Consider the following 22,275-nt stretch of genomic DNA (forward strand, 5'->3'; position numbering starts at 1 on the left):
GGATCATTGAACTTTACCTCTTAGCATCCATCATAGACGCATCCATGGGGAGTGTTTATCGATCTGGATCAATATTTGATCCACTGAAATCGAGCCCGTCCGATGATATAAGTATGCGTTTGCGTCTATGCTGATAATGACCTGTTGGTCAGTACATACCAGTAGAAAATGGACAGTCCATGCCACCTGAAAACAGAATCACTTCCAATCGCGCGTTTATTTTCGCTATTGCCGGGGCTGCCATCGGTTTGGGAAATATCTGGCGTTTCCCTTATGTAGCCGGTGAAAACGGAGGAAGCCTGTTTTTCCTTCTTTATATTATTTTTGTGGGGTTGCTGGGGTTGCCAGTCATGGTTGCCGAGATTGTGGTTGGCCGGGCAGGGCGGGCTTCACCTGCCAGCAGTCTGCGGCAGCTGGCGGTGAGTGCTGGCCATACCAGGCACTGGAGTAAGCTGGCCTGGATGGGAACGCTGGCGGCCACAATGATTCTCTCATTCTACAGTGTGGTGTCCGGCTGGGTGCTGCACTTTTTCTTCCAGTCGCTCTCGGGGGGGCTTCCAGCCAACAGCATTCAAGCGACTTCGATACATTTTCAACAGCTGCTGGAATCACCCTGGCAGGTGGTTTTATACCACGGTCTGTTTATTGTTATGACCGTGGCCATCAGTGGTCGAGCCGTTTCCAAAGGCATTGAACAGCTGAATAACTGGCTGATGCCCCTGATGTACCTGATTCTGGTGGTTCTACTGATATATGCCAGTCAGTTCAGTGGTTTTGCGCCAGCCCTTGATTACCTGTTTGCTTTCCGGTTTGAGGCGGTCAGCGGCGGTGTGGTGCTGGAGGCAATGGGCCATGCCTTTTTCACCCTGGCCATTGGTGCCTGTTGTCTGATGGCCTATGGGGCTTATATGCCGGAGAGGCAGTCGGTGGTTAAGGCGGTATTGGTGGTCGCCTTGCTTGATGTGCTGGTGGCGGTAATGGTCGGTATTGCCACCTTTGCCGTGGTATTCAGTGAAGGGCTGTCGGTGGCGGAAGGTCCCGGGCTGATGTTTATCACCCTGCCGGTTGCCCTGGCTCAAATGCCCTTTGGCTCGCTGGTTTTACCCTTATTCTTTCTTCTTCTGGTCATGGCGGTTTGGACATCGGCAGTCAATCTGGCGGAGCCGCTGGTGGTGATGATGAGTCGCCTGTGTTCAGGCTTCCGCGCAACAGGAGCCACCATAGCCGGTGTTATGATATTTCTGGTCGGGTTAATACCCGGGCTCTCTTTCAGTGTCTGGAAGCAGGTTGCTGTTGATGGTAAAACGTTGTTTGACCTTTATACCGCCTTTGCTACCCAGGTTATGCTGCCAGCCGTTGGGCTTCTGGTACTTTATTTTTGCGGTTATATCATGGAAAGAAAAGTGCTGATTGAACAGTTGGGAATGCAGGGTAAATCCCTGAAAACCTGGCAGCTCCTGATCCGCTGGGTCAGCCCTGCATTGCTGTTGATGGTCATCATCGGTGAGCTGTTTCAATTTTGATCACATCAGAGATTTGATCAGAGCTGCCACTAACATAACAAAAATTAATACCATGGCGATTTTGGCAAGCTTGCCCTGCTGTTCATTAGTCAGCGGTTTGCCATGGCGCTCCGTCAGCTTAACCACAACAAACAGGGTGATGAACAAAAGTACTAAAATAGAGATCAGGTTCATATTTCACCAAAAATAACGGGCAGTCGTCGTACTGCCCGTTATTGTACCCAGCCTGAGGATTTATTTCGTGGTTTATTCGCTGGCGGCTTCTTCTTTGCCTTCAATGCTGATCAGCTCAACCTCAAATACCAGCACGGAGCCTGCTGGAATGGAACCAACTTCCTGGTCGCCGTAAGCCAGCTCAGCGGGAATCGTCAGGCGATATTCAGAGCCAACAGACATCAGGGCAACACCCTCAGTCCAGCCCTTGATCACGTTTGCCAGGGGGAAAGTCGCTGGCTGGCCTCTCTGCTTGCTGCTGTCGAAAACAGTGCCGTCAGTCAGCGTACCGGTATAATGAACGGTAACAGTATCCGCTGCGGTTGGTTTTGGGCCGTCTCCCTGCTTGATAACTTCATATTGCAGACCGGACTCAGTCACGGAAACTCCTTCTTTCACGGCGTTATCTTCCAGGTATTTGGCACCGGTTTTACGGGTCTCCTCACGCTTTTTGGTAGCGTTCTCCTGAACGACGGTGTTCATCTTCTGCTCATGAGCCCTAAGTGCTGCACCCATCTCCTCCTCGTTCATTTTGACCTGATCGGCAAGGGCGTCCAGCAAGCCCTGCTGAACCAGCGCACGGTCAAGCACAACACCAAGCTCATCCTGCTGCTTCAGTGTCTGACTGGCAAAGTTACCAACAGAGGCACCAATGGCATAGGCGGCTTTCTGATCATCCGTGTTTAACTCAACTTCAGGAGCCTGGATGGTCTTTTCCTGACAGCCTGCTGCCAAGAGTACAGCAGTTGCCAGAGCAGATATTTTAATAACCTTCTTCATATCAGTTTCCGTTGTTTTGGCCAGAAATACCGTATTGGCCAGGACGATCTTGCCTGTATCAGGATTAAAGTAAAAAAACCTATTAATAATGGCACAGCCTTTAAGTCAGTTGAACCAAATAACAATAATTTTTCAAAAAAATCACATTATTACCTTACGGTATATCATTACCGGTTTATACAAAATCAATTCTCTCTGAATTTAATGGGGCGACGTTATGCTGGTCTGCTTAAGCTATCAATTGAGGCGTTGATAGAAAGAGCCATCAATTATTACAGGAGCGTGAAGATATCAATTCCACGAATCACGATTCAATTCCATTTGACCAACTATTTACCGGGGATAAAAGGTTGTCTGGGGGGATTCTGTCAGTCGGTCTTTAACAGCATGCCTCGAATTTCCGGTGTAAAATACGCTATATTTTTATGATCTTTGTCTTTTTGTCCCAGTTTAAATCTCTAGTTTCAATTTATAGAGTTTTTCGTCGCCATTGTTTGCTTTGGAGCCGTCGCTTGGAGTCTGCTGTTAGCACTACCGTTTTTATTCAGTCCGGAAAGCAGCCTGAGACACCCTTGTGCAATAAAAGTGCAGTAAAAGACGGGCCACTTTTGGCGGGTTGTCGGACGGGCTGGTATTTTCTGGCGTTGGCAGCTGTTGTTGTCTTCATGGGCTTTTCTCCTGTGCCATGCCATGGACAGGGGGACATGGCAGAGACGGAAAAGCGTCAAATGGATAAGCCCTACCGGCCGGTCTGCATTCATGACCCAAAAGATGGCTGGCAGTCGTTACGCCATGGTTTTCGGTTAATGGCCTACTATCACAATGCGAAGGTCAAAGAGCAGCTGAAAGCATTTCCCCAATATTATTTTAACCGTCTGTCCGAACGAATCCTGGTGTATCAATTTTATTTGAACAGGAAGATTCAGGAAAAAGGTCTGCCGGCAGAGCTGGCCCTGCTACCGCTGATTGAAAGCGAGCTTGACCTCAAAGCACGTTCATCGGCAAGGGCGATGGGGCTGTGGCAGTTGATGCCCCGAACAGCCAGGGCTTACGGACTTAAGGTATCGAAAAAGTGTGATGAAAGAACTGACCTGGAAAAAGCCACTGATGCCGCATTGACCTATATTGAGTACCTCTATAAAAGAACCAGTGACTGGATGTTAACCATTGCTGCTTATAACGCAGGCCTTTACCGGGTGAAACAAAGCATTGCTCAGGCTGAAGCGTCGGGAGAATATTCAGATGCGGGTTTCTGGAGCCTTGATTTGCCAGCTGAAACCCGAAAACATGTGGCCAAGTTTCTGGCCCTCAGCCATGTGGTTCTTCTGCCGGGTAAGCATGGCATCAGGTTACCAGCCCTTTCTGTTGTCGAGGGTGATGGTTTTTCCAGAGTCAAATCGGGCTATCACTCTCCAGAGTGTGTTATTCCCAGCGCTGGTTGTCTCTTTTGTCGCCAACTGGTGCTTATGGTGCTTTACATTTACTTTCAGGCACTTTAATCAGGCTGAATGACACTATTCCTAACCATCTTGTTAGTCAATCAAACTGAATACCCTGGTAAATTCCGGGTCTGATAAAGCATTACCTTAATTTTTATATCAACAGGGAGGTGGTTTTATGAGCTATCCAGGTGTTGCTCCAGTTTCGACTAATGTCAGTCAGACCCAATTTCATGCTCCTGCCATGGAGGGAAGCGGTCGTCGTTCCGTATGGTCAAGTATCGGCAAAGCTGCTGCAAAGGCTTGTGTCATGCCATTTCGCATTGCCTCAACGGTGGTAAATGGCGGTGTTTTTGCTGCCTATTACGTTACCGCTGTGGCTGTTACCGGGCTCGCTGCCACCGGAGGTGCTGTCTATGGTATTGGGAAAATGGCCACAGATGCGATCCGTGGAAAACCACACAAAAGCCTGCTGGAATATACCATCAAACCCGCCCGAGAGACTTTCAACTGTATTTCACGCCTGTACTATGAGCTGCCAAGACATGGATCTGAATTGATCTTCTCCGGTGTAGCTGTCGCTGCGGTAACTGTCCTGGCAATCGTGGCAATCGTGGCAGGAGATGGCAACAGCCACGTATGGATACATACCCCCTGCTGTTATCACAGTTGTGGCGATGCCGGAGGCACAGGTCACCAGAAACCTGCGGATGATGACTATAACCCTTCAGGCTTGTCTGCGGTACTGCATCCATACAGACCTTCTATTTTACTCGGACGTAAAATCATGGGGACAACTACACAGGTACTGAATAGCGGCCGGAAGGTTGACTGAAAAGGGGAAAAAAATGCGCATATTCATTAGCATACTTGGACTATTGTTATCAATTATATCAACGACTGTTGTGGCCGGTACGGAAACCGGATTGAAGATAATCAGTGTTGGTGCCCATGCCCAGGGAAGCAGAACTTTTTACTTCAAAGTTGACCGTACTATTGGTCCGTATGGTTGCCGAAGCGATTTGGTAAAAGTGGATTTATACAATGATTATGATTCACAGGCTGAGGTGATTTCAAACAATATCGTCCGATCTATGGTGCTTTCAGCATTTGCCACCAATTCTGATGTGCAATTGAAGGTTAGGGAAACATGCCTGCATTCCAATCCAACCATCTCACAGATTTGGTTGAGTAAATAAACTCACATAACGAACAGGGCGTTACATCAGATGCACTTTGCTTCCGGATTGGTAATGCTCCTTCAGTCTGTTGACTGAAAAGTGGGGGGGACTGATGTTAATTCTGCTTTTTTTGCCTCAGCTGCCAGCTCTGCTTTTTCCCTCGCCAACTCTTCACTCAAGCCTTGTTTTATAGCCAATCGATAGGTTGTTGTCCTTGTATACCTTATGGGCTGGTCTGCCTTACCTTTATCAGATGCAGCGAATTTGGCCCACCTTCTGGCGCTGGCCTCTTTGCATTTATCGGATGCCATGTATTTAGCCCTGGCCCTGGCTATGGCCTTCCTGCCTTTTTCGGATGCAGCATATTTGGCCCTTGACGTCTTGCGTTTATCAGATGCGGTGTATTTGGCTATGGTCTCTTTGCCTTTATCGGATGCCATGTATTTAGCCCTGGCCCTGGCCATGATCTCTTTGCCTTTATTGGATGCCTGATATTTAGCTTTGGCCCTGGCTATGGCCTTCCTGCCTTTTTCGGATGCAGCATATCTGGCTCTGGTCGCGTTGCGTTTATCGGACTCACTCACCTCTTTCAGTGTCTTAAGTGCCTGGGGCAGATCAGGAGTGGGGGGCAGAAGTTCGCCGTAACCGGAAGATTCAGTTGCTTTAAACTCAACAGTGTTGGCAGGAGCCTGCTGTTGAGTGTACCTGATCAACGGACTGACTGCCGCAATGGAGCGTAGTGGTGGCTGGGAAAAAGTAACTGTTGAATGTACAGAGGGAGGTAAATGGAACGTTGAAAAAATACTCAGAGCACGTGAAGAACCGGGTGTATCCTGATTCGGTAATTGTTGTTTTAAATATCCAGAATGGGACTGCCTAAGTATCTGTACAGGATAACCGAACCCGCTGAGTTGTGAGCTTGAAACCTCCGCCAGTAATAGCAAGGGATTTTTTTGCAACTCCTGTAAACAAGGAGATCCATAAAAGACAGTTGAGTCCGGGCTAAACCTGTACATTACATTACTGAACTATTGAATTACACCCTGAGACCACTCCTTCATTATGAAAGTTCAACTCTGATACAGCCCATTTGATATTTACGTCAGCCAATTATAAAGATTGGCTAAGGCTATTAATCCGGATATTGGTTAGTTGAAAAAGACTATTGTACGACTCCCAGCTGTGTTTTAAGTTCTGTAAAACCTTTAATGACTTGCTCAAGCTGCTGTTCGGCAGAATTGCGCATATCACAAACTGAGCTGTCAACTTTCCACTCCCTTTTTGATTTCTCCAGCAGTGCTTTATAAACGGCGTCCTTTGCTTCTTTGCCCTGATCTGCTTTACCGACGTCTGGCACACTGGTAACCTCTTTTGTTTTAAGTGTTTTAAAAAGCTGCTTTCTTGTAGCTAAAAGATGAGATATGTCAGGCACCGGTTGCAGGTCTTTCAGGTACTGCTTTACATCGTTCATTTCTTCAATGATAAACGCTACCCTTTGCTGCAGGTGATACATTTGCAGATCATTTTCCTCACTTGCCAGGCCGACCATCATATCCTGAGTCAGTTGATGGGCGGCATCTCTGCCTCGATCAAGGGCTGACTGATACAGGGAAGCGCTGGTGAATGCACGTTTGATCAGGACCTGAATCTGCTCTGGATCAGATAACCGCGTAAGGAAATTGATGCTGCTGATGCTGATTGGCTGATTTGGATTTCTATCATATAGCCACTGGGCGTCATACTGCCATGGATGTTGAGCAGCTTCCTTAAGAGCATCATCACAGAAGGCTCTCATTTTGTCGAACTTCTCGACAAAAAGTGTGGCCCGGTTAAATTTATCCGTACACTTATTGCATAGGTTGTAGGCAAGATCACCATAAACCCAGACAGCCAATACGGGGGATTGCTGTATTTCAGGAAATACAGAATCGACTGTCGTCAGTTCGTTAACATAGTTTTCACCGTACTCAAGATTTTTATTAAACAGTTGCAGTCGCTTACTCATGCTATTAACCAGCTTTGCATGATCTGATTCCGGTTGTTCTTTCTCCTGTGGCTCAGATTTTACTCTGGTAATCTCCTGTTGAAGCTGCTGTTTTCTTTTGTTTCTTATTTCCTGTTTCTGTTTTGCCCGCTCCCTTTTTTTCATATTTTCTCGTAATATGTCATGATTGCTTTTTTTCTCACTCTCAAATTCATTAAGATAATCCTGACGTACCCTGTCAATTTCAGTGAGTCGAATTTTACACGCTTCATGGAGAGTCTTTATACAAGCTTCCAGATTTTGTGACTCAGTGTGAACAAGGTTGGATTTCTGAATGACTTTTTGATGCACTTGATTGAGTATCGAGCAGCAACTGTTCAGTTGTTGTATAAATTGATTATGTGTCGAAAGGTCATCCAGGAAATTATTAGTCAGTGTTGTTAATAAACTATTAGTAATCTCTGTTGCTACTCTGGCTAATCGAATCATGGATATTTTGTTATTGCCAGCTTGTCCCGTTCGAAATATTTCATGGTCAGATAGCGTTTTAAGGAGGCACATGGTGGTGTTTAACAGCCCCGGGTGCTGCAATGATTTTACCAGAATCATCAGGGTCGTACTTTCCAGTTGTTCTATAGATTTAAGCCAAGCGCTTTTAACGTTGCCGGGTACTTGTGCTACCTGTTGCACCAGTAAATGCTGAAGCGGGCGACTTTGCAGCAAGAGGCACAGTGATTCAGTAAGCATTATGAACTCTTCGGTAAATATTGAAGAATAGTCAGACAGTGTGTTAATACTCACAAGAAGAGCATCCATTGAGTAGGCAGTAGCATCTCCAATTTCCTGTGTATTTTCCTCACCCAATTTAATCATTTTGTAAACAAGATCAGAGGTAAATTGTATATGCCACTGAATGCACTGCCTGGAAAAAGTTTCTGGCACCTTGGCAGGTGTATTGTTATCCGCCTGCTGGTTCAGCTTGATACTCAGGGTTTTTGCTAATGACGTGATGGTATTGATAATGTCCGCTGATTGTTTATCATGGCTTTCATTAATGGCTTGCTGTGTTTCACTGATAGCAAAAAGTTTTTTTCCATATTGTAACAATGGTTGACTGGACAAACGTGGATGGCAGTAAATCGTCTCTGCCGACCTGATGAATGGGGCTTTGAGTGTAAAAACCTTTTGGTCAAAATAGGGGTAGTAGTACATGCTGGTAAAATCCAGATTCCATAGATCATCTGTTTCTATTTTTTCCACGTATCCTCTTACCTCTTCGGTTTTGGCCATTTCTTTCAGCTGGTTCATCTCTTTGCCAGAACACTTATAAAATGCCAAATGCGCGGCCAGACTGTTTCTTACTTTTTCCCTCTGAGTAAACTTATCCGGGTCTAATGAAGCAGCAGTATGGTTTAATTGACTGCTCAGTGGGTGAATATTTGCATGGGTTGTTGGTCTGACCAAAAGTATATCAGTCGATGGCAGTTTTTTTATTTTATGTAACGGAGGTAGTTTTACCGTGCTGTTATTTTCCCTCAGCTGGTTTTGTAGTGTCTTGTGCTGTTTTTTTAACTCGCTCCTGGAAAGCTTTATCCTGTTCCCCTGTTTATCAAAGCTATTATCGGTGCGCATTTTCTGATGAAAATCGAAGCATTCGAGGTAAAGCAGCCTGAGTGCCCAGGGTGTTTTTCTGGCAGCCCCGGGGTGCCTGAGTTGCAGGACTTGTTGGACTGAAAAATATGTCCCGGGACTATTCGCGTAATCCGGGGCTGATGAAGGCGTTAACTCAGCACCGGCCTCATTAGATTTCGTACCTGTAACCTGCGGGAGTGGTATAGCTCCCACTGGTACTTCATCCTCTGCCTGCAGCTGTTGGGATGGGCATGCTTTTTCATTGTTGCTGGCAAAAGCGTTTGCCGGTTGTCTGTCATCCCTCCGGGATACCTGTTCCTTAGAACATTGCAGTGTTTTTGGCACGAACTCGTTTGCTTCCGGATCCAGATTAACCTTTGTCGTTATTGCTATTTGTCTATCCGCTTTCACCATGGTTGCCTCAGGCTGAGCAGTCTTGCTCTCAAATCCCTGGCGAAGCGCTTTATCATGCGTAAGGCTCTCAACCGGGCAAGAAGGTGGCCAGCCTGACACTTGATCAGAAGTTACTGCCACAAAATCCTGCCCGGGAAATGGACGGAATGTTGCATCGTAAGTGTCTGGCTCTATTGCCAATGGCAGTGTGTTCATACTGATTGGTTGTTGTTGCGGAAATGGAATGACAGGTTGATTTCCACAATATACGGCAGCAACCGGCTGACCGGTCATTTGGGTTGTTGCCAGAAATTGAACTGGAACTGTTGAAACGGGAAGGATGCCCCTTGAAGAAATATCTGTAGTTTGAAAAGGATATGAATTAGGACAACAGGGCATCAATGCTTCGCAATTTAATGGAGCCGGGTTTTGTACATAGCCGCTTTTGACATGAGGAGTGACAGGCAATCCTGAAACTTCTGGCTCTGGATAATGTACCCGTTCATCAATGTTCATAGGAGGCAATGGCATTCTAAAAGTTCTCTTAATTAATTTATCCTGATTTTTTTAAACTGTATTATAGAAAAATTTTCCATTTTAAATGCGATCAGTTTCAGTTTCAGTTTCAGTTTCAGTTGGTCAGGCGGGAGTGACGGCTTTTGTTAAATATACCTGATTGCAATTTATTGTTAGACGGTTAGGCAGAACGTATTGGGCCAGGGGCAAAATGACATAAAATGAATTTGCTGAGAGGATGCTCCCAGCAAGTTAAGCGGATCTATTCGGGATACAGCTCACCGAGCTGCTGATCTTTTTTCCGACCAGACTTTGTACCTTTGAGCTTTTTGCACACTGCCAGCAATGCTGTCAACTGCTCTTCTTGAGCAGCTGTGGCAGCCCCTCCTGCCTGAGTTTGATAAAGACTGGCGGTCAGTTGGTTGCAGATATCGCTCAGTTCCTCTGAGCCAAGCTGGTTGAGACAGTCGGTCAATGAAGTCCGGTTCTCGTTGTTAAGGTTGTTGTTAAGGTTGTTGTTAAGATATATGCGACACCAGTTTTTCAGTTCACTCAACGTCAACCGAACATCGTTCTGCAGGCAGGCAGCTTCCAGTTGCCGGAATGCTTCTGCTTCAGAGGCGTGTTTCCCGGATTGATGACGACCACCCATGTTAGTGATGGGTTGATCTGACTTTGTTGCGGCACCGGATTTGAACCGCCAGAGCCCCAGGGTCACCAGCCATAACAGTGCAAAAAAAGCGGTTAACCACTGCCAGAAGACAGGTGTCTGCCAGATGCTGGCAGGCTCCAGCGGTGTTGTATCGCTGACTCTCGCAGGATCCGGACATTCAGCAGGCTTGTCTGTTGGCAATGTGGTCGGGGAGGTCACGGTTAAGGCATTAGCGTTTGGATCGGCGGATACCTCTATCTCTGTTGCAGGCAGTCTGGAGGTTTTAGTCTCGCCACTTGCTGTATCAAACCAGGTGTATTCAATCGCGGGCAATGTGATTTTTCCGGGGCGGGTAGGAATCATGGCTATGGAATCTGTGCGCTGCCCTTGAACGCCATTGGCTGTTTCCCGGTCTGCTGTCCCGGATTTATCCGGGTAGCTGTTCACTCCCTTTGGCTGAGTCATCAGAATAGGTGGCAGTTGTGCGGCACTGAGACCGTCGGCATTGACGGTAATGGTTCGGGTAATGGCATCCCCCACCTGCAAACTGTCCAGTGGCTGACTCCATTGCTCCTGAATCGTTACCTTTCGCGCGGGTAACCAGGTGTCACCCGCAGGGTAGTTTTCAGGTCTGGGTTTTACTTCAATTTGTATCTCCCTGGAGCGGGCAAGTACGGGTTTGCCACCACTGGAAAAGAAACTGCCAAATGGATCCCGGGGCTCGGCCGCCACACCGGTAAAGGTCAGTGATGGTATGATTATTTCGCCCACCGATTGGGGATGAATCGAGTACTTCAACTCAAATCCCCGGTAGCGAATACCCTCAATAATGGTATCCAGTTTCCGTGTTTCCCCCAGCTGCTGAATCAGCGCATCGCTGATATCCAGGGCGCTCAGCCGGTTATCATCATACAGCTGGACTCTGGAGAGAATGGTCAGGGTGAAGATCAGCTCCTGCTGGACATAAATACTGTCACTGCTGACCTCGGCGTTCATCAGGATTGGGCCGGTATCCGTTGTCGGGTCATCGGGTCGGTTATCGCGGACGGTGATGGTAACCGCTTCAGATTGCCGGTCACCCAGTTGGATGGGTGGAATCACCAGCGTTCCCTGCTGTTTCGGAGCCAAGGTAACCACCCAGTCGCGGGTAAACTCCCTTTTGCCGTTAATGATGCTGGTCTTGTTCTGTTGCCGGGTGCCCAGTATGTCAAAACTCCACTCCAGGGGTTTCAGGTCCGGAGCGTCACTGGAACTTTCATCCGTGCGCAGGGTGAGTTCCAGGGTTTCATGGCTGGCCAGTGATGTTCTGTTAACACTGGCGGTAAATGCGGCATTGGCCATCATGGAAACCGAAAGACTGATCAATGCGGTCAACATCAAATAAAATGACTTTCGATTTACCATGATGCCTCCTTCGTTCTGTTTTGCTGTTGTTGAAATAGTTGTTGAGACTGTTGCTGATGCAGAAACTTTCTGCGTAATAAACCACCCGGGTCATCCGGAATGGTTCTCAACCAGCTTTCAATAGCCTGCTGTTCGGCTGAAAGTGGCTGTTCATCTACTCCTTCATCCGAAGCACTGGCCGTTGTGTCCGGAGCTTTATCATTAACTTTATTTTTTTCGGCCTGATCGGTCTGTTGCGATGGACTGGTACTGTCCTTATCTTCAGACGGTTCAGATTGGGCGTGTTGTTGATCTTGCTGCTGGTTCTGATCAACTGGCGGGTTGTTCTGCGGGCGCTGTTGCGATGAAGATTCCTGCGCACTGGTGTTTTCACCGGCCTGGTCATTTTCAGCAGCATCATCCCGGTTGTTGTTTCTGGATTGGTTATTATCGCTCCGGGACTGCTGTTGGCTATTTTCACCCTGGCCACTTTCTTGTCGGGTGCTATTTTGCTGACTGTCGTTTCCCTGATTTTGCTGCGATTGATCGGACTGCTGCTGCAATAACTGTTCAACCAGATGGCGATTGAACCTGGCAACCTCCATATCGTGTTGTTGGGATAATGCCTGGTCATAAGCGTCAATGGCTTCCTGAAGTTTGCCTGCCCTGGCCAGTGCATTGCCCCGGTTGTAAGCCGATTTGGGCTCAATCGTCTGATCATCAGGAGAGTTCAGGGTTGATGCAGATTCCTCAAACTGCTGATTCCGGAACAAGGCTTCCGCTTTCCAGGCCTGATCATTGAACAGGCTGGCTGCCAGCTCCGTATTCCCCTCCTGAAGCGCTTTTTGCCCCTGCTGATCCCGTGTCTGCCAAAGGTCATTCCAGCTCAATGCCATGGCATCCTGAGGGACCGGCAGCAGAGAGACCATGATCAGTACTAACCATCCACGGCGAAAGCCCAGCAGGGCAGCCGGTAATAGCAGCCATACCAGCCAGTAACCGGCGTCATACCACTGATCAAACTCACGCTCAGTTGATATCTGTCCGCTGAATAGTGGATTGATGTTATCGGTTGGCAGTAGGGCTTGCAGGTCTGAAGCTGCAACGGTCATGGTCTGGTATCCACCGCCATTGGCCCGGGTCAGTGACTGCAGACGGGATTGCTCCAGCTGAGGGACGACAATGGCTCCCTGTTGATTTTTCAGATAACCGCCATCAGGCAATGGAATCGGTGCCCCCTGTTCCGTTCCGGTACCAAGAATGGATAAACGGATACCGCTGTTCTGCAGCAGACTGGAAATCTGCTCCGCCTGTGTTGCGGTCATGGAGCCGGTAACTAGCAAAATATCGCCGGACTCACTGCTGCCCTGAGTCAGGAGCTGTTTTGCCAGGCGCACTGCTGCTACAGGGTCGTTACCCTGTACGGGCATAATGTCAGGGCCAAGGGCTTTGGTCAGGTTGTTTAATGTACGACTATCGTCTGTCAGTGGCGCTACGGTATGGGCAGAGCCAGCGTAGGCGACCAGGGCAGAGAGCCCTTCACTGCGCTGGTTGAACAAATCCTGCAGCTTGAAACGCACCCGGGTCAGGCGGTTGGGGGAAAGATCCGCCGCGTACATGTGATAGGAGAGATCAACGGCAACCACCCAGGGCTGTTGATGTTTACTGACGGGTACCGGCTCCTTCTGCCAGGCAGGCCCGGCAAGGGCCAGAGAGGCGATTACCCAGCCAGTCCATACCAGCATCAGCGGCCAGCGAGCCGGTTTCTGCTGCTCTCCTTCCAATAACCAGGGCAGGAGAGCAGCGGCAATGACTTTAGACCAGCTGCCCCGATCCCGATGTTGTCGCCAGAGCACGAATACCAGGGTGATGCAGGGCAGTAGCATCAGCAGCCAGAGTGGTCTGAGAAAATGGAATTGATCCATAAACAAAGAGAAAAATTCAATCATGGTGAGCCTTCCCTTTGTCAGCTTTCCAGTGGTTAAAAGCGCTGGGGAAATTGATCTTTATCATTGCCGGGATCAGGCTTAGCAGCAGCGCCAGCCCCAGTGGCCAGAAAAACAGATTCTTGCTGGGGCGAAACACCTCTTCTTCCTGAACGACAGGTTCAAGCTGATCCAGCAGCGCATAAATCTTATTCAGTTCCTCAATGTTGCGGGCCCGGAAATACTGACCGCCTGTCAGTTCTGCCATTTCCTGTAAGGTTTGCTCATCCAGGTCCGCCGATGGATTAACCCGGCGGGAGCCAAAGAAACTGCGCTCCACCATCTCTTCAGCCCCGAGGCCAATGGCGTAGATTTTGATGCCTTCTTCTCTGGCAATCTGGGCAGCCTGCAGCGGCGAGATTTCTCCGGCGGTGTTGGCACCATCGGTCAGTAAGATAAGCACCCGACTGTCTTCAGGGCGCTTACGAAGATGTTTAACGGTAAGACCCAGGGCATCTCCGATCGCTGTCTTGTTGCCCGCCATCCCGATAGCCGACTCATTCATCAGTGTTCTGACCGTTTCCCGGTCAAAGGTCAGCGGAGTTTGCAGATAGGCCTGGGTACCAAACAGGATAAGCCCAAGCCGGTCGCCACGGCGGCGCTGGATAAAGTCATTCATCACCGCTTTGGTGGCGCTCAGCCGATCAACCTGACGGCCATTGAGCACCATATCCTTGATCTCCATGCTGCCTGAGAGGTCAACGGCCATCACCAGGTCACGACCACTGTCTTGTATCTCAACGGGGTCTCCCAGCCAGACCGGTTTGCTGGCAGCAACAAGCAGCAGTAGCCAGATCACACCGGGTAGAATGGTTCGTTTGCCAGAAGGCGTTTCCTGTTCTGCCCGTTGCTCTCCCACTATGGACGACAGCTTGCCATAAAAAGGGGTATACAGCGCGGCATCATTATTACTGCTGGCTGGTTTGACCCATCGATAAACCAGCAGAGGTAAGGGCAGGGCAATCAGTATCCAGGGCCATTCAAGCTCAAGCATGGTGTTTCTTTATCCATTGCCGGGTGAGTTTATACACGTTTGCTGGCATCTCGTCAGGAGTGCCGTGGGTTGGCGTTAGCGGTGTCTGCGGGTTATAGCGGTGGTTATTGAAGGCGCTGTGGTTGAGGAAGTCGGGCATGTCGCCGGTATCCGCCAGAAACTGGCACCAGGAAGCCCCGCTCAGCCCGGCAACCTTGTTTGCAGGAAACGCGTGCAGGGCTACCCGTTTTAACAGTTCATTGGATTCATTGGCCAGTCTGTGCAGCGACTGATGAACCTGATAGTCAGCGTGAATTTTCCTGGCTTGCAGCAGTGCCTCTGAGCGATAACGGTTTTTCTGCCAGCGACGCCAGCCATAGACGGTGACCAGAACCATCAGGGCAATACCAATCAACGCCAGAAGCCACCAGCCAATGGCGGGTGGCCATAATCCAACAGGGTCCGGGAGATGGTTCGGCCGGAGTTGGTCCAGAGGATTTTGCAGGTCCATAACTAAGTCCCCTGAGGTGCCGTAAGCTCAAAACAGGCGTTAACCACCAAATATCTCTTCACTGAGCCAGCTCCCTGTTGTTCGTCCTGACACCATACAGCCCCAACAACTGCTGCGCGGAGGGTGTGGCGCAATTAATCTCCAGCAGCGGGATACGATACCGTGCCAGCATCTGCTTCAGCTGTTCATGGTGCACCAGATACTGCTGATGGAACTGCTGGCGCAGCTGAGGGTGGCCGGTGTTCACTGACAGGTTGTGCATGCCATCGGTTATCCGGTATTGATCCGGAGCTGGCAGATGCTGTTCCAGAGGGTCGTTCACTTTAATCGCCATCAGTTCATTGTGCCGGGCCAGCTGAGCCAGATGCTGTTCGGACTCTTTATTAACATGACTGAAATCGCTGATCAGAAATATCTGGGTGCCGGGGTGTGCCACTCGCCGGGTATGCCTGAGGGTTCTGGCCAGCCCATGTTCTGCATCCATACTGGCTATGGAGGCAAGGCGGAGTTTTCGGTTCATCCGTTCCATCTGATTAAGCCAGTGCATCAGCGTTTTTCTGGAACGCTTTGGTCGTGTTTCATTCAGCTCATGTTCATTGAAAATAACACCGCCAATCCGGTCACCATGGTTAAGGGTGGCCCAGGCAATCAGGGCGGAGATTTCCGCCGCAGTGACGGATTTGAAGTTCAATTGACTGCCAAAGAACATGGCATGGCTCTGGTCGAGCAAAATCATCACCGGCCGCTCCCGCTCTTCCTGAAAGACTTTGGTGTGCGGCTTCATTCTCCGGGCCGTGACCCGCCAGTCGATGGAACGGATATCATCCCCGAACTGATAGGCCCTGACTTCTTCAAAGTCGATACCACGGCCCTTGAACGGGGAGCGGGAGTTACCCAGCATCTGTCGCAGGCTGCGTCCCTGGCGAAACAAAGGCAGGTCCCTGGCCGACAACCGCAGATTAACCAGGCTCTGTAATGTACAGTAGGCTCCACTCATGGCTTGAATAGCCCTTTAAATGCAGGTGTGAATCAGTTCAGGCGATGGGAACTACGTCTAATAGCTGGTTGATGATCTGGTCTGCATCTTTACCTTCGGCTTCAGCTTCAAAAGTCAGCAGCAGGCGATGGCGCAGCACGTCGTGGGCGATCGACTGGACATCATCAGGGGTGACATAATCACGGCCATCCAGCCAGGCATAAGCGCGGGCGCAGCGATCAAGAGCAATGGTACCCCTGGGGCTGGCACCGTAATCCAGCCATCCTGAGAGTTGATCGCTGTAACGTTCCGGGTGGCGGCTGGCATTAATTAACTGGACAATGTATTCCTCAACCGATGGTTCCATGTGCACGGTCAGCACTGCCTGGCGGGCCTGCAGAATTTCTTCCTGGGTAAGCGGGGATTGGGGGCGCTCAACCGGTGTCTGCATGGCTTCGGCCAGTTTCAGAATCGCCCGCTCTGCTGCCACATCGGGATAGCCCACCCGGACATGCATGATAAAGCGATCCAGCTGGGCTTCCGGCAATGGGTAAGTGCCTTCCTGCTCAATGGGGTTCTGGGTGGCCATCACCATAAAGACCTCAGGCAATGGGTAGGTTTTCTGGCCAACACTGACCTGCCGCTCGGCCATGGCTTCCAATAATGAAGACTGAACTTTGGCCGGTGCGCGGTTGATCTCGTCCGCCAGAATCAGGTTGTGAAAAATCGGGCCGGGCTGAAACCGGAAGCTGCCATCTTCCGGCAGATAGATGTCGGTGCCGGTGACATCGGCAGGCAGCAGGTCAGGGGTAAACTGGATTCTGTGGAAGTCGGCATCCAGGCCATCGGACAGTGCTTTAACCGCCCTGGTCTTGGCCAGGCCGGGCGCACCTTCAACCAGCAGGTGTCCGTCAGCCAGCAGGGTGATTAACAGGCGGTTAACCAGATGCTCCTGGCCAATGATGGTGCTGGAAAGGTAGTTTTTCAGCTGACTGAATTGGGTAAAACAGTGGCTTGATGACATTTTTTCAACCTGGCAATCTGTCTGCGTCTTTAAAAAGAGTGCATGGCACCACTTTTCAGTCTGGAAATTCTACAAGTCATTTGCGCTATTGATAAGCCCCACCCCTTTGTCTTGTCGAATGCTTTACGGTTAACTAACTAAAGACCTTATTTTCGACAGTGCCCTTCAATATAGGTTTGCCAGGGCCGATGGTCTAGTACATGGATTTTAAAACAGATATCTATTCAAAATGGAGAGGCCAGGGATGGGGCAGTTAAATAGTCAGGAGCGTGAAGAAACTCTGGATAAACTGATCAGTGATCTGGCTGCCCATATTCCGGTAGAGCAGCTGGATAGCTTTCATGAGTTTGTCTACCGGTATTACTCACTGGATACCCATGAGGATCTGGTATCCGGCAACTGGCAGGAACTGCTGGGCGCTACTCACTCATTCTGGAAGTTTATTCAATACCATAATCCGGGCCAGCCGCGCATTGAGGTGATCAATCCGGAATATAACATGCACGGCTGGCACTCAACCCATACCGTCATCCGAATCCTCCATCGGGATATGCCTTTTGTGGTGGACTCGCTCAGGATGAAGCTGAACGATTATGGCTCGACCATTCATTTATTGCGCAATGGCGTCTTCTATTCCCGGCGTGCCGCAGACATGACCCTGCAGTTTGGGGATGAACGGGGTGAGGGTGAATTTGTTTGCCAGGAGGCCTTTGTTTATCTCGAAATCGACCGTTGTGAAGACCAGAGTCAACTGGACCAGCTGGAAAGCCAATTAAATGCGGTGCTGAGAGATGTCAGTCGTGTTGTCGATGACTTCGGTGAAATGACCGGACGGGTGAAAAGGCTGGCGGCTATGGCCGGAGAGCCGGGGGCTATGCCGGGAGGCTTGCTGAAAAAAGACGATGAGGTTCAGGCCTTTCTGGAATGGCTGCTGGATGATAATTTCACCTTCCTGGGTTACGAAGAACTGATTGTCACAGAACATGAAGGCAGTCGTCGTCTGAGAAGACCGTCGGAGTCACTGTTTGGGTTGTTGAAACCTGTCAATGAAGGTCAGCCCGGTCAGCTGTCACTGGAACCCTTTATTGAACATGATCTGTTTGAGCTGACCGAACGGCTCTCGTTCTCCAAAGCTTCTGTCCGTTCCAGTGTTCACCGGCCAGCCTATCCTGACTTTATTACTGTGCGACGCTTTGATGAGCAGGGGCGCATTGTGGGTGAGGCGCGTATTGTTGGTCTCTACACCTCTCCGGTGTATCGCAAGACGCCCTACGCCATTCCCTATATCCGTAATAAGGTGTCGGCAATCCTGCAACGCTCTGGTCTGGACCCCAAAAGCCATCATGGCAAAGACCTGGTGCAGATACTGGAGATTTTCCCCAGGGATGAACTGTTTCAGACCAGTCAGGACGAACTTTTTCAGACCGCCATGTCAATCCTGCGAATGCAGGAGCGGAAACAGATAAAAGTCTTTATCCGCCAGGATCCCTACGGGCCATTCTGTTCAGCGCTGGTCTATGTGCCAAGGGATATCTACAGTACCCGCTTCCGTCGGCGGGTGGAAAACATTCTCTGTCACCGACTGGAGGCAGAAGACAGCGAGTTTACCACCTATTTTTCTGAGTCGATCCTGGCCAGGGTTCATTTCGTGTTCAAGTTGAAAGGGCGGATTGATTACAATCTGGATGTGATTACCCGGGAGATTATGCTCGCGGGATCATCCTGGAATGATGACCTCCGGACAGAGGTGCTGGAAACTTTTGGGGAGGTGCGGGGGAATAAACTGCTGGCAAGGTTCTCCGATGGGTTCAGTGCCGCCTATCAGGAAGCGTTCAAGCCCCAGTCTGCGGTGACGGATATTCGCCATTTTGAAAAAATGGACAATGACCGGCCGCTGGCCATGGGGTTTTACCAGTCACTGGACGATGCTGCCGGGCTGGTTCACCTGAAGCTGTACCATTTTATCGAGCCTCTGCCGTTAGCTGACCAGATTCCAATTATTGAAAACCTGGGTCTGCGTGTGCTCGGTGAGTATCCCTATCTGATTAACACCGCTTCCGGTGACACCATCTGGATCCATGACTTTCAGTTAAGTTTCGATTCACGAATTACCATTGATCTGCAAAAAGTGGGTCCTACCTTCCGGGAAGCGTTTGAAAAAATCTGGTTCGGGGAGGCGGAAAATGACCGGTTCAACCGGCTGGTATTATCTGCTGGCCTGAGTTGGCGGCAGGTTGCCATGCTGCGGGCTTATGCCCGTTATATGAAGCAGATTCGTGTCGGTTTCAGTCAGACTTATATTGCCGAAACGTTGTGCAATAACATTGAGATTGCCCGGTTGTTGGTGGCGTTGTTTGAGGTTCGCTTCAACCCCATGCTGAAGCTGTCCATAACCCAGCGGCTTGCTCGCCAGCAGCATATTCAGCAGCAAATTCTCCATGGGCTTGATCAGGTGGAAGTGTTGAGTGAAGACAAGCTTATCCGGTGTTATCAGGATGTGATCAAGGCAACACAGCGAACCAACTTTTATCAGCAGGATGACGAAGGCAGTGCCAAGTGGTATATCTCCCTGAAAATGGCGGCAAGGGAGATACCGGACATTCCCAAACCGGTGCCACTGTATGAAATTTTTGTCTACTCGCCCATTGTCGAAGGTGTTCACCTGAGAGGGGGCAAAGTGGCCCGAGGCGGTTTGCGCTGGTCTGACCGGGTGGAAGATTTCAGAACGGAAATTCTTGGACTGGTCAAGGCCCAGCAGGTGAAAAATGCGCTTATTGTCCCCGTTGGTGCCAAAGGCGGTTTTGTGCCCAAACAGTTACCGGTTGATGGCAGCCGGGAAGCGATAATGGCAGAGGGGATTCGCTGTTATAAAACCTTTATCAGAGGACTGTTGGATATCACCGATAACCTGGTGGAAGGTGACGTGGTTCATCCGGATGGCGTGGTGATGTATGACGACAGTGACAGTTATCTGGTGGTGGCCGCGGATAAAGGCACGGCAACGTTTTCCGATATCGCCAACGGCATTGCACAGGATTACAACTTCTGGCTGGGGGATGCCTTTGCTTCCGGGGGCAGTGTGGGTTATGACCACAAGAAGATGGGGATTACCGCCAGAGGTGCCTGGGTTTCGGTGCAGAGACACTTCCGGGAAAAAGGGATACATGTCCAGCAGGATGTGATCTCTACCATTGGTATTGGCGATATGGGCGGAGATGTTTTTGGCAATGGTATGTTGTGCTCCGAAACCATTGCTTTAATTGGTGCATTCAATCATCTGCATATTTTTGTTGATCCCAATCCGGATGTTTATCAGAGTTTTGCCGAGCGCCGTCGTCTGTTTGATTTGCCTCGTTCCAGCTGGGCAGACTACGACACCAGTCTTATTTCTAAGGGCGGGGGCGTTTTTTCCCGCCAGGCAAAGTCAATCGCCATCAGTCCTGAAATGAAGGAACGCTTTGGTATTACCGCCAGTCATCTGCCACCCAATGAGTTGATTCGCTGTATGTTACGGGCCCCGGTTGATCTGTTATGGAATGGCGGTATCGGTACCTACATCAAGTCAATGAACGAAACCCACAGCGACGTGGGGGATAAGGCCAATGATCCACTGAGAATTAATGGTTGTGAAGTTCAGGCCAGTGTGGTCGGGGAAGGGGGGAATCTTGGGCTGAGTCAACTGGGGCGTATGGAATATGCGCTGCAGGGCGGTGGCTTGAATACCGACTTTATCGATAATTCCGGTGGCGTTGACTGTTCTGATCACGAGGTCAATATCAAGATTCTGCTGAATGATATGGTCGCCAATGGCGATATGACCATTAAACAGCGAAACCAGCTGCTGGAAAGCATGACCGATGAAGTGGCCGCCCTGGTATTGACCAATAACTACCGTCAGACCCAGGCGATTTCTGTGGTTGAATCGGACGTTGCCTCAAGAATGGGCGAGTATCGTCGTTTTATGCAGCACCTTGAGGAGCAGGGTAAGCTGGACAGAACCATTGAGTTTTTGCCAGATAATGAAGCGATGGCCGAACGGGCCGCTAATGGGCAGGGGTTAACCCGGCCGGAATTGTCCCTGTTGATTTCATACAGTAAAGCTGACCTGAAAGAAGCGTTACTGAACTCGACAGTGATTGATGATCGATATCTTACCCGGGAATTATACAGTGCCTTTCCCCGGATTCTGGTGGACCGCTTTCCGGAGGAGATCAGAAAACATCGTCTGCGCAAGGAGATTATCTCTACCCAGATTGCCAATCATCTGATTGATATGATGGGGATTACCTTTGTTTATCGGCTGCAAATGACCACGGGTGCGTCATCGGCCGAGATCGCCCGTGCCTTCAGTGCCAGTCGTGATGTGTTTAATGTTTCCCGTTACTGGATGATGATTGAGCAATTGGACCATAAAGTTTCCAGTGCATTGCAGTACCGGATGATGGGCGCATTGATCAAGCTGGCGAGGCGGACTACCCGATGGTTTATCCGCCTGAAGCGTCAGGACCTGATACCGACCGAGTGTGTTGAACATTATGGGCCCAGGGTGGAGAAATTCCTCTCCTGTTTTACCGAATCCCTCGGTGAAGAAGAAAAGGCAGAGTTGGACAAGGCCGTTGACAGTATGGTTGCACAAGGCGTTCCACAGGCGCTGGCTCTGGTGGTTGCCGGGCAGCGTTATCTATTGAGTGTGTTGCCCGTGATCAGGGTAGCCGACGAAACCGGTGTTCCCCTGGAGGTGGCCATCAGGACTTTCTTTACCATAGGTTCTCGCCTGGAGCTGACCTGGTATGGTAATGCCCTGTCGCAACTGGAGGTGACTAATCACTGGCAGTCTCTGGCACGGGACAGCGCCAGGGACGAGTTGAGCTGGCAACAGCGTAAATTATCCGAAGGGCTCATCACCATGGCGCAGGATGGCGTACCCATTGAGCAAACCATCGATAAATGGATTATGGATAACCATGCCCTGGTAGCCCGCTGGCAGAGCATGCTGGCCGAAATACGCAGTGCGCCACAGGCCGACCTGGCCATGTTTGCCGTTGCCAATCGTGAGTTAATGGATCTGGCTCAGGTTAGTTTGCATGGATAGTAACTGAGACAGCCTGAT

At 49.8% G+C, this 22,275-nt stretch carries 16 protein-coding genes; 5 read left to right on the top strand and 11 right to left on the bottom strand.

The genetic code is table 11. The features are described from left to right. Positions 1-179 precede the first annotated feature (179 nt). A complete protein-coding gene (locus ACO6UY_RS01470) occupies positions 180-1,523 on the top strand; it encodes a sodium-dependent transporter (RefSeq protein WP_422448855.1) in 1,344 nt (447 codons plus the stop codon). Here the strand turns inward: ACO6UY_RS01470 and ACO6UY_RS01475 are convergent, their stop codons facing one another. The 3 genes from ACO6UY_RS01475 to ACO6UY_RS01485 all read right to left on the bottom strand — a co-directional run bounded on the left by ACO6UY_RS01475 (position 1,524) and on the right by ACO6UY_RS01485 (position 3,183). Then, positions 1,524-1,697 (bottom strand): hypothetical protein, encoded by a 174-nt coding sequence (locus tag ACO6UY_RS01475; protein WP_209203657.1) that lies wholly within the window; start codon positions 1,695-1,697, stop codon positions 1,524-1,526. 72 nt (positions 1,698-1,769) lie between these two features. Then, positions 1,770-2,516 (bottom strand): FKBP-type peptidyl-prolyl cis-trans isomerase, encoded by a 747-nt coding sequence (fkpA, locus tag ACO6UY_RS01480; protein WP_422488851.1) that lies wholly within the window; start codon positions 2,514-2,516, stop codon positions 1,770-1,772. A 544-nt stretch (positions 2,517-3,060) separates the two neighbouring features. Then, positions 3,061-3,183 (bottom strand): hypothetical protein, encoded by a 123-nt coding sequence (locus ACO6UY_RS01485; RefSeq protein WP_422448851.1) that lies wholly within the window; start codon positions 3,181-3,183, stop codon positions 3,061-3,063. Positions 3,184-3,220: 37 nt separating this feature from the next. On the opposite strand from ACO6UY_RS01485, the gene ACO6UY_RS01490 reads away from it, so the two are divergent. The 3 genes from ACO6UY_RS01490 to ACO6UY_RS01500 all read left to right on the top strand — a co-directional run bounded on the left by ACO6UY_RS01490 (position 3,221) and on the right by ACO6UY_RS01500 (position 5,154). Then, on the top strand, positions 3,221-4,015 hold the full coding sequence (locus ACO6UY_RS01490) for a lytic transglycosylase domain-containing protein (protein ID WP_422448849.1): 795 nt from the start codon (positions 3,221-3,223) through the stop codon (positions 4,013-4,015). A 118-nt stretch (positions 4,016-4,133) separates the two neighbouring features. Then, positions 4,134-4,790 carry a hypothetical protein gene (locus ACO6UY_RS01495; RefSeq protein WP_422448847.1) on the top strand — a complete coding sequence of 219 codons (657 nt, stop codon included), beginning with the start codon at positions 4,134-4,136 and terminating at the stop codon, positions 4,788-4,790. Between the two features lie 13 nt (positions 4,791-4,803). After that, complete coding sequence (locus tag ACO6UY_RS01500; RefSeq protein ID WP_422448845.1) at positions 4,804-5,154, top strand: hypothetical protein; 351 nt, start codon at positions 4,804-4,806, stop codon at positions 5,152-5,154. 62 nt (positions 5,155-5,216) lie between these two features. Here the strand turns inward: ACO6UY_RS01500 and ACO6UY_RS01505 are convergent, their stop codons facing one another. The 8 genes from ACO6UY_RS01505 to ACO6UY_RS01540 all read right to left on the bottom strand — a co-directional run bounded on the left by ACO6UY_RS01505 (position 5,217) and on the right by ACO6UY_RS01540 (position 17,165). Continuing rightward, on the bottom strand, positions 5,217-5,849 hold the full coding sequence (locus ACO6UY_RS01505) for a hypothetical protein (protein ID WP_422448843.1): 633 nt from the start codon (positions 5,847-5,849) through the stop codon (positions 5,217-5,219). Positions 5,850-6,298: 449 nt separating this feature from the next. Beyond that, positions 6,299-9,361, bottom strand: coding sequence for a hypothetical protein (locus ACO6UY_RS01510; RefSeq protein ID WP_422488853.1), 3,063 nt, complete (start codon positions 9,359-9,361; stop codon positions 6,299-6,301). Positions 9,362-9,923: 562 nt separating this feature from the next. After that, positions 9,924-11,717 (bottom strand): BatD family protein, encoded by a 1,794-nt coding sequence (locus ACO6UY_RS01515; protein WP_422448839.1) that lies wholly within the window; start codon positions 11,715-11,717, stop codon positions 9,924-9,926. Further along, positions 11,711-13,645, bottom strand: coding sequence for a VWA domain-containing protein (locus tag ACO6UY_RS01520; RefSeq protein ID WP_422488854.1), 1,935 nt, complete (start codon positions 13,643-13,645; stop codon positions 11,711-11,713). The genes ACO6UY_RS01515 and ACO6UY_RS01520 overlap by 7 nt, the downstream gene beginning before the upstream one ends. Beyond that, complete coding sequence (locus ACO6UY_RS01525) at positions 13,638-14,675, bottom strand: vWA domain-containing protein (protein ID WP_422488855.1); 1,038 nt, start codon at positions 14,673-14,675, stop codon at positions 13,638-13,640. The genes ACO6UY_RS01520 and ACO6UY_RS01525 overlap by 8 nt, the downstream gene beginning before the upstream one ends. Further along, positions 14,668-15,165, bottom strand: a complete 498-nt coding sequence (locus tag ACO6UY_RS01530; RefSeq protein ID WP_422488856.1) for a DUF4381 domain-containing protein — start codon at positions 15,163-15,165, stop codon at positions 14,668-14,670. Before ACO6UY_RS01530 ends, ACO6UY_RS01525 begins: the two co-directional genes overlap by 8 nt. A gap of 58 nt (positions 15,166-15,223) precedes the next feature. Beyond that, the gene (locus ACO6UY_RS01535; protein ID WP_422488857.1) at positions 15,224-16,162 is read right to left on the bottom strand and encodes a DUF58 domain-containing protein; all 939 of its coding nucleotides are present in this window, start codon (positions 16,160-16,162) and stop codon (positions 15,224-15,226) included. 37 nt (positions 16,163-16,199) lie between these two features. Then, positions 16,200-17,165: an AAA family ATPase gene (locus ACO6UY_RS01540; RefSeq protein ID WP_422488858.1), complete on the bottom strand. Its 966-nt coding sequence runs from the start codon at positions 17,163-17,165 to the stop codon at positions 16,200-16,202. 244 nt (positions 17,166-17,409) lie between these two features. On the opposite strand from ACO6UY_RS01540, the gene ACO6UY_RS01545 reads away from it, so the two are divergent. After that, positions 17,410-22,257: an NAD-glutamate dehydrogenase gene (locus ACO6UY_RS01545; protein WP_422488859.1), complete on the top strand. Its 4,848-nt coding sequence runs from the start codon at positions 17,410-17,412 to the stop codon at positions 22,255-22,257. The last annotated feature ends 18 nt before the right edge of the window (positions 22,258-22,275 follow it).

Source organism: Endozoicomonas sp. ALE010 (assembly GCF_049310165.1).
In the GTDB taxonomy this organism is placed as follows: domain Bacteria; phylum Pseudomonadota; class Gammaproteobacteria; order Pseudomonadales; family Endozoicomonadaceae; genus Endozoicomonas.

Excerpts from the sequence above, each read along its gene's own strand:
- ACO6UY_RS01470 (WP_422448855.1), top strand. The coding sequence starts at position 180 with ATGCCACCTGAAAACAGAATCACTTCCAATCGCGCGTTTATTTTCGCT.
- ACO6UY_RS01475 (WP_209203657.1), bottom strand. The coding sequence starts at position 1,697 with ATGAACCTGATCTCTATTTTAGTACTTTTGTTCATCACCCTGTTTGTT.
- fkpA (WP_422488851.1), bottom strand. The coding sequence starts at position 2,516 with ATGAAGAAGGTTATTAAAATATCTGCTCTGGCAACTGCTGTACTCTTG.
- ACO6UY_RS01485 (WP_422448851.1), bottom strand. The coding sequence starts at position 3,183 with ATGAAGACAACAACAGCTGCCAACGCCAGAAAATACCAGCCCGTCCGA.
- ACO6UY_RS01490 (WP_422448849.1), top strand. The coding sequence starts at position 3,221 with ATGGCAGAGACGGAAAAGCGTCAAATGGATAAGCCCTACCGGCCGGTC.
- ACO6UY_RS01495 (WP_422448847.1), top strand. The coding sequence starts at position 4,134 with ATGAGCTATCCAGGTGTTGCTCCAGTTTCGACTAATGTCAGTCAGACC.
- ACO6UY_RS01500 (WP_422448845.1), top strand. The coding sequence starts at position 4,804 with ATGCGCATATTCATTAGCATACTTGGACTATTGTTATCAATTATATCA.
- ACO6UY_RS01510 (WP_422488853.1), bottom strand. The coding sequence starts at position 9,361 with ATGAACACACTGCCATTGGCAATAGAGCCAGACACTTACGATGCAACA.
- ACO6UY_RS01515 (WP_422448839.1), bottom strand. The coding sequence starts at position 11,717 with ATGGTAAATCGAAAGTCATTTTATTTGATGTTGACCGCATTGATCAGT.
- ACO6UY_RS01520 (WP_422488854.1), bottom strand. The coding sequence starts at position 13,645 with ATGATTGAATTTTTCTCTTTGTTTATGGATCAATTCCATTTTCTCAGA.
- ACO6UY_RS01525 (WP_422488855.1), bottom strand. The coding sequence starts at position 14,675 with ATGCTTGAGCTTGAATGGCCCTGGATACTGATTGCCCTGCCCTTACCT.
- ACO6UY_RS01530 (WP_422488856.1), bottom strand. The coding sequence starts at position 15,165 with ATGGACCTGCAAAATCCTCTGGACCAACTCCGGCCGAACCATCTCCCG.
- ACO6UY_RS01535 (WP_422488857.1), bottom strand. The coding sequence starts at position 16,162 with ATGAGTGGAGCCTACTGTACATTACAGAGCCTGGTTAATCTGCGGTTG.
- ACO6UY_RS01540 (WP_422488858.1), bottom strand. The coding sequence starts at position 17,165 with ATGTCATCAAGCCACTGTTTTACCCAATTCAGTCAGCTGAAAAACTAC.
- ACO6UY_RS01545 (WP_422488859.1), top strand. The coding sequence starts at position 17,410 with ATGGGGCAGTTAAATAGTCAGGAGCGTGAAGAAACTCTGGATAAACTG.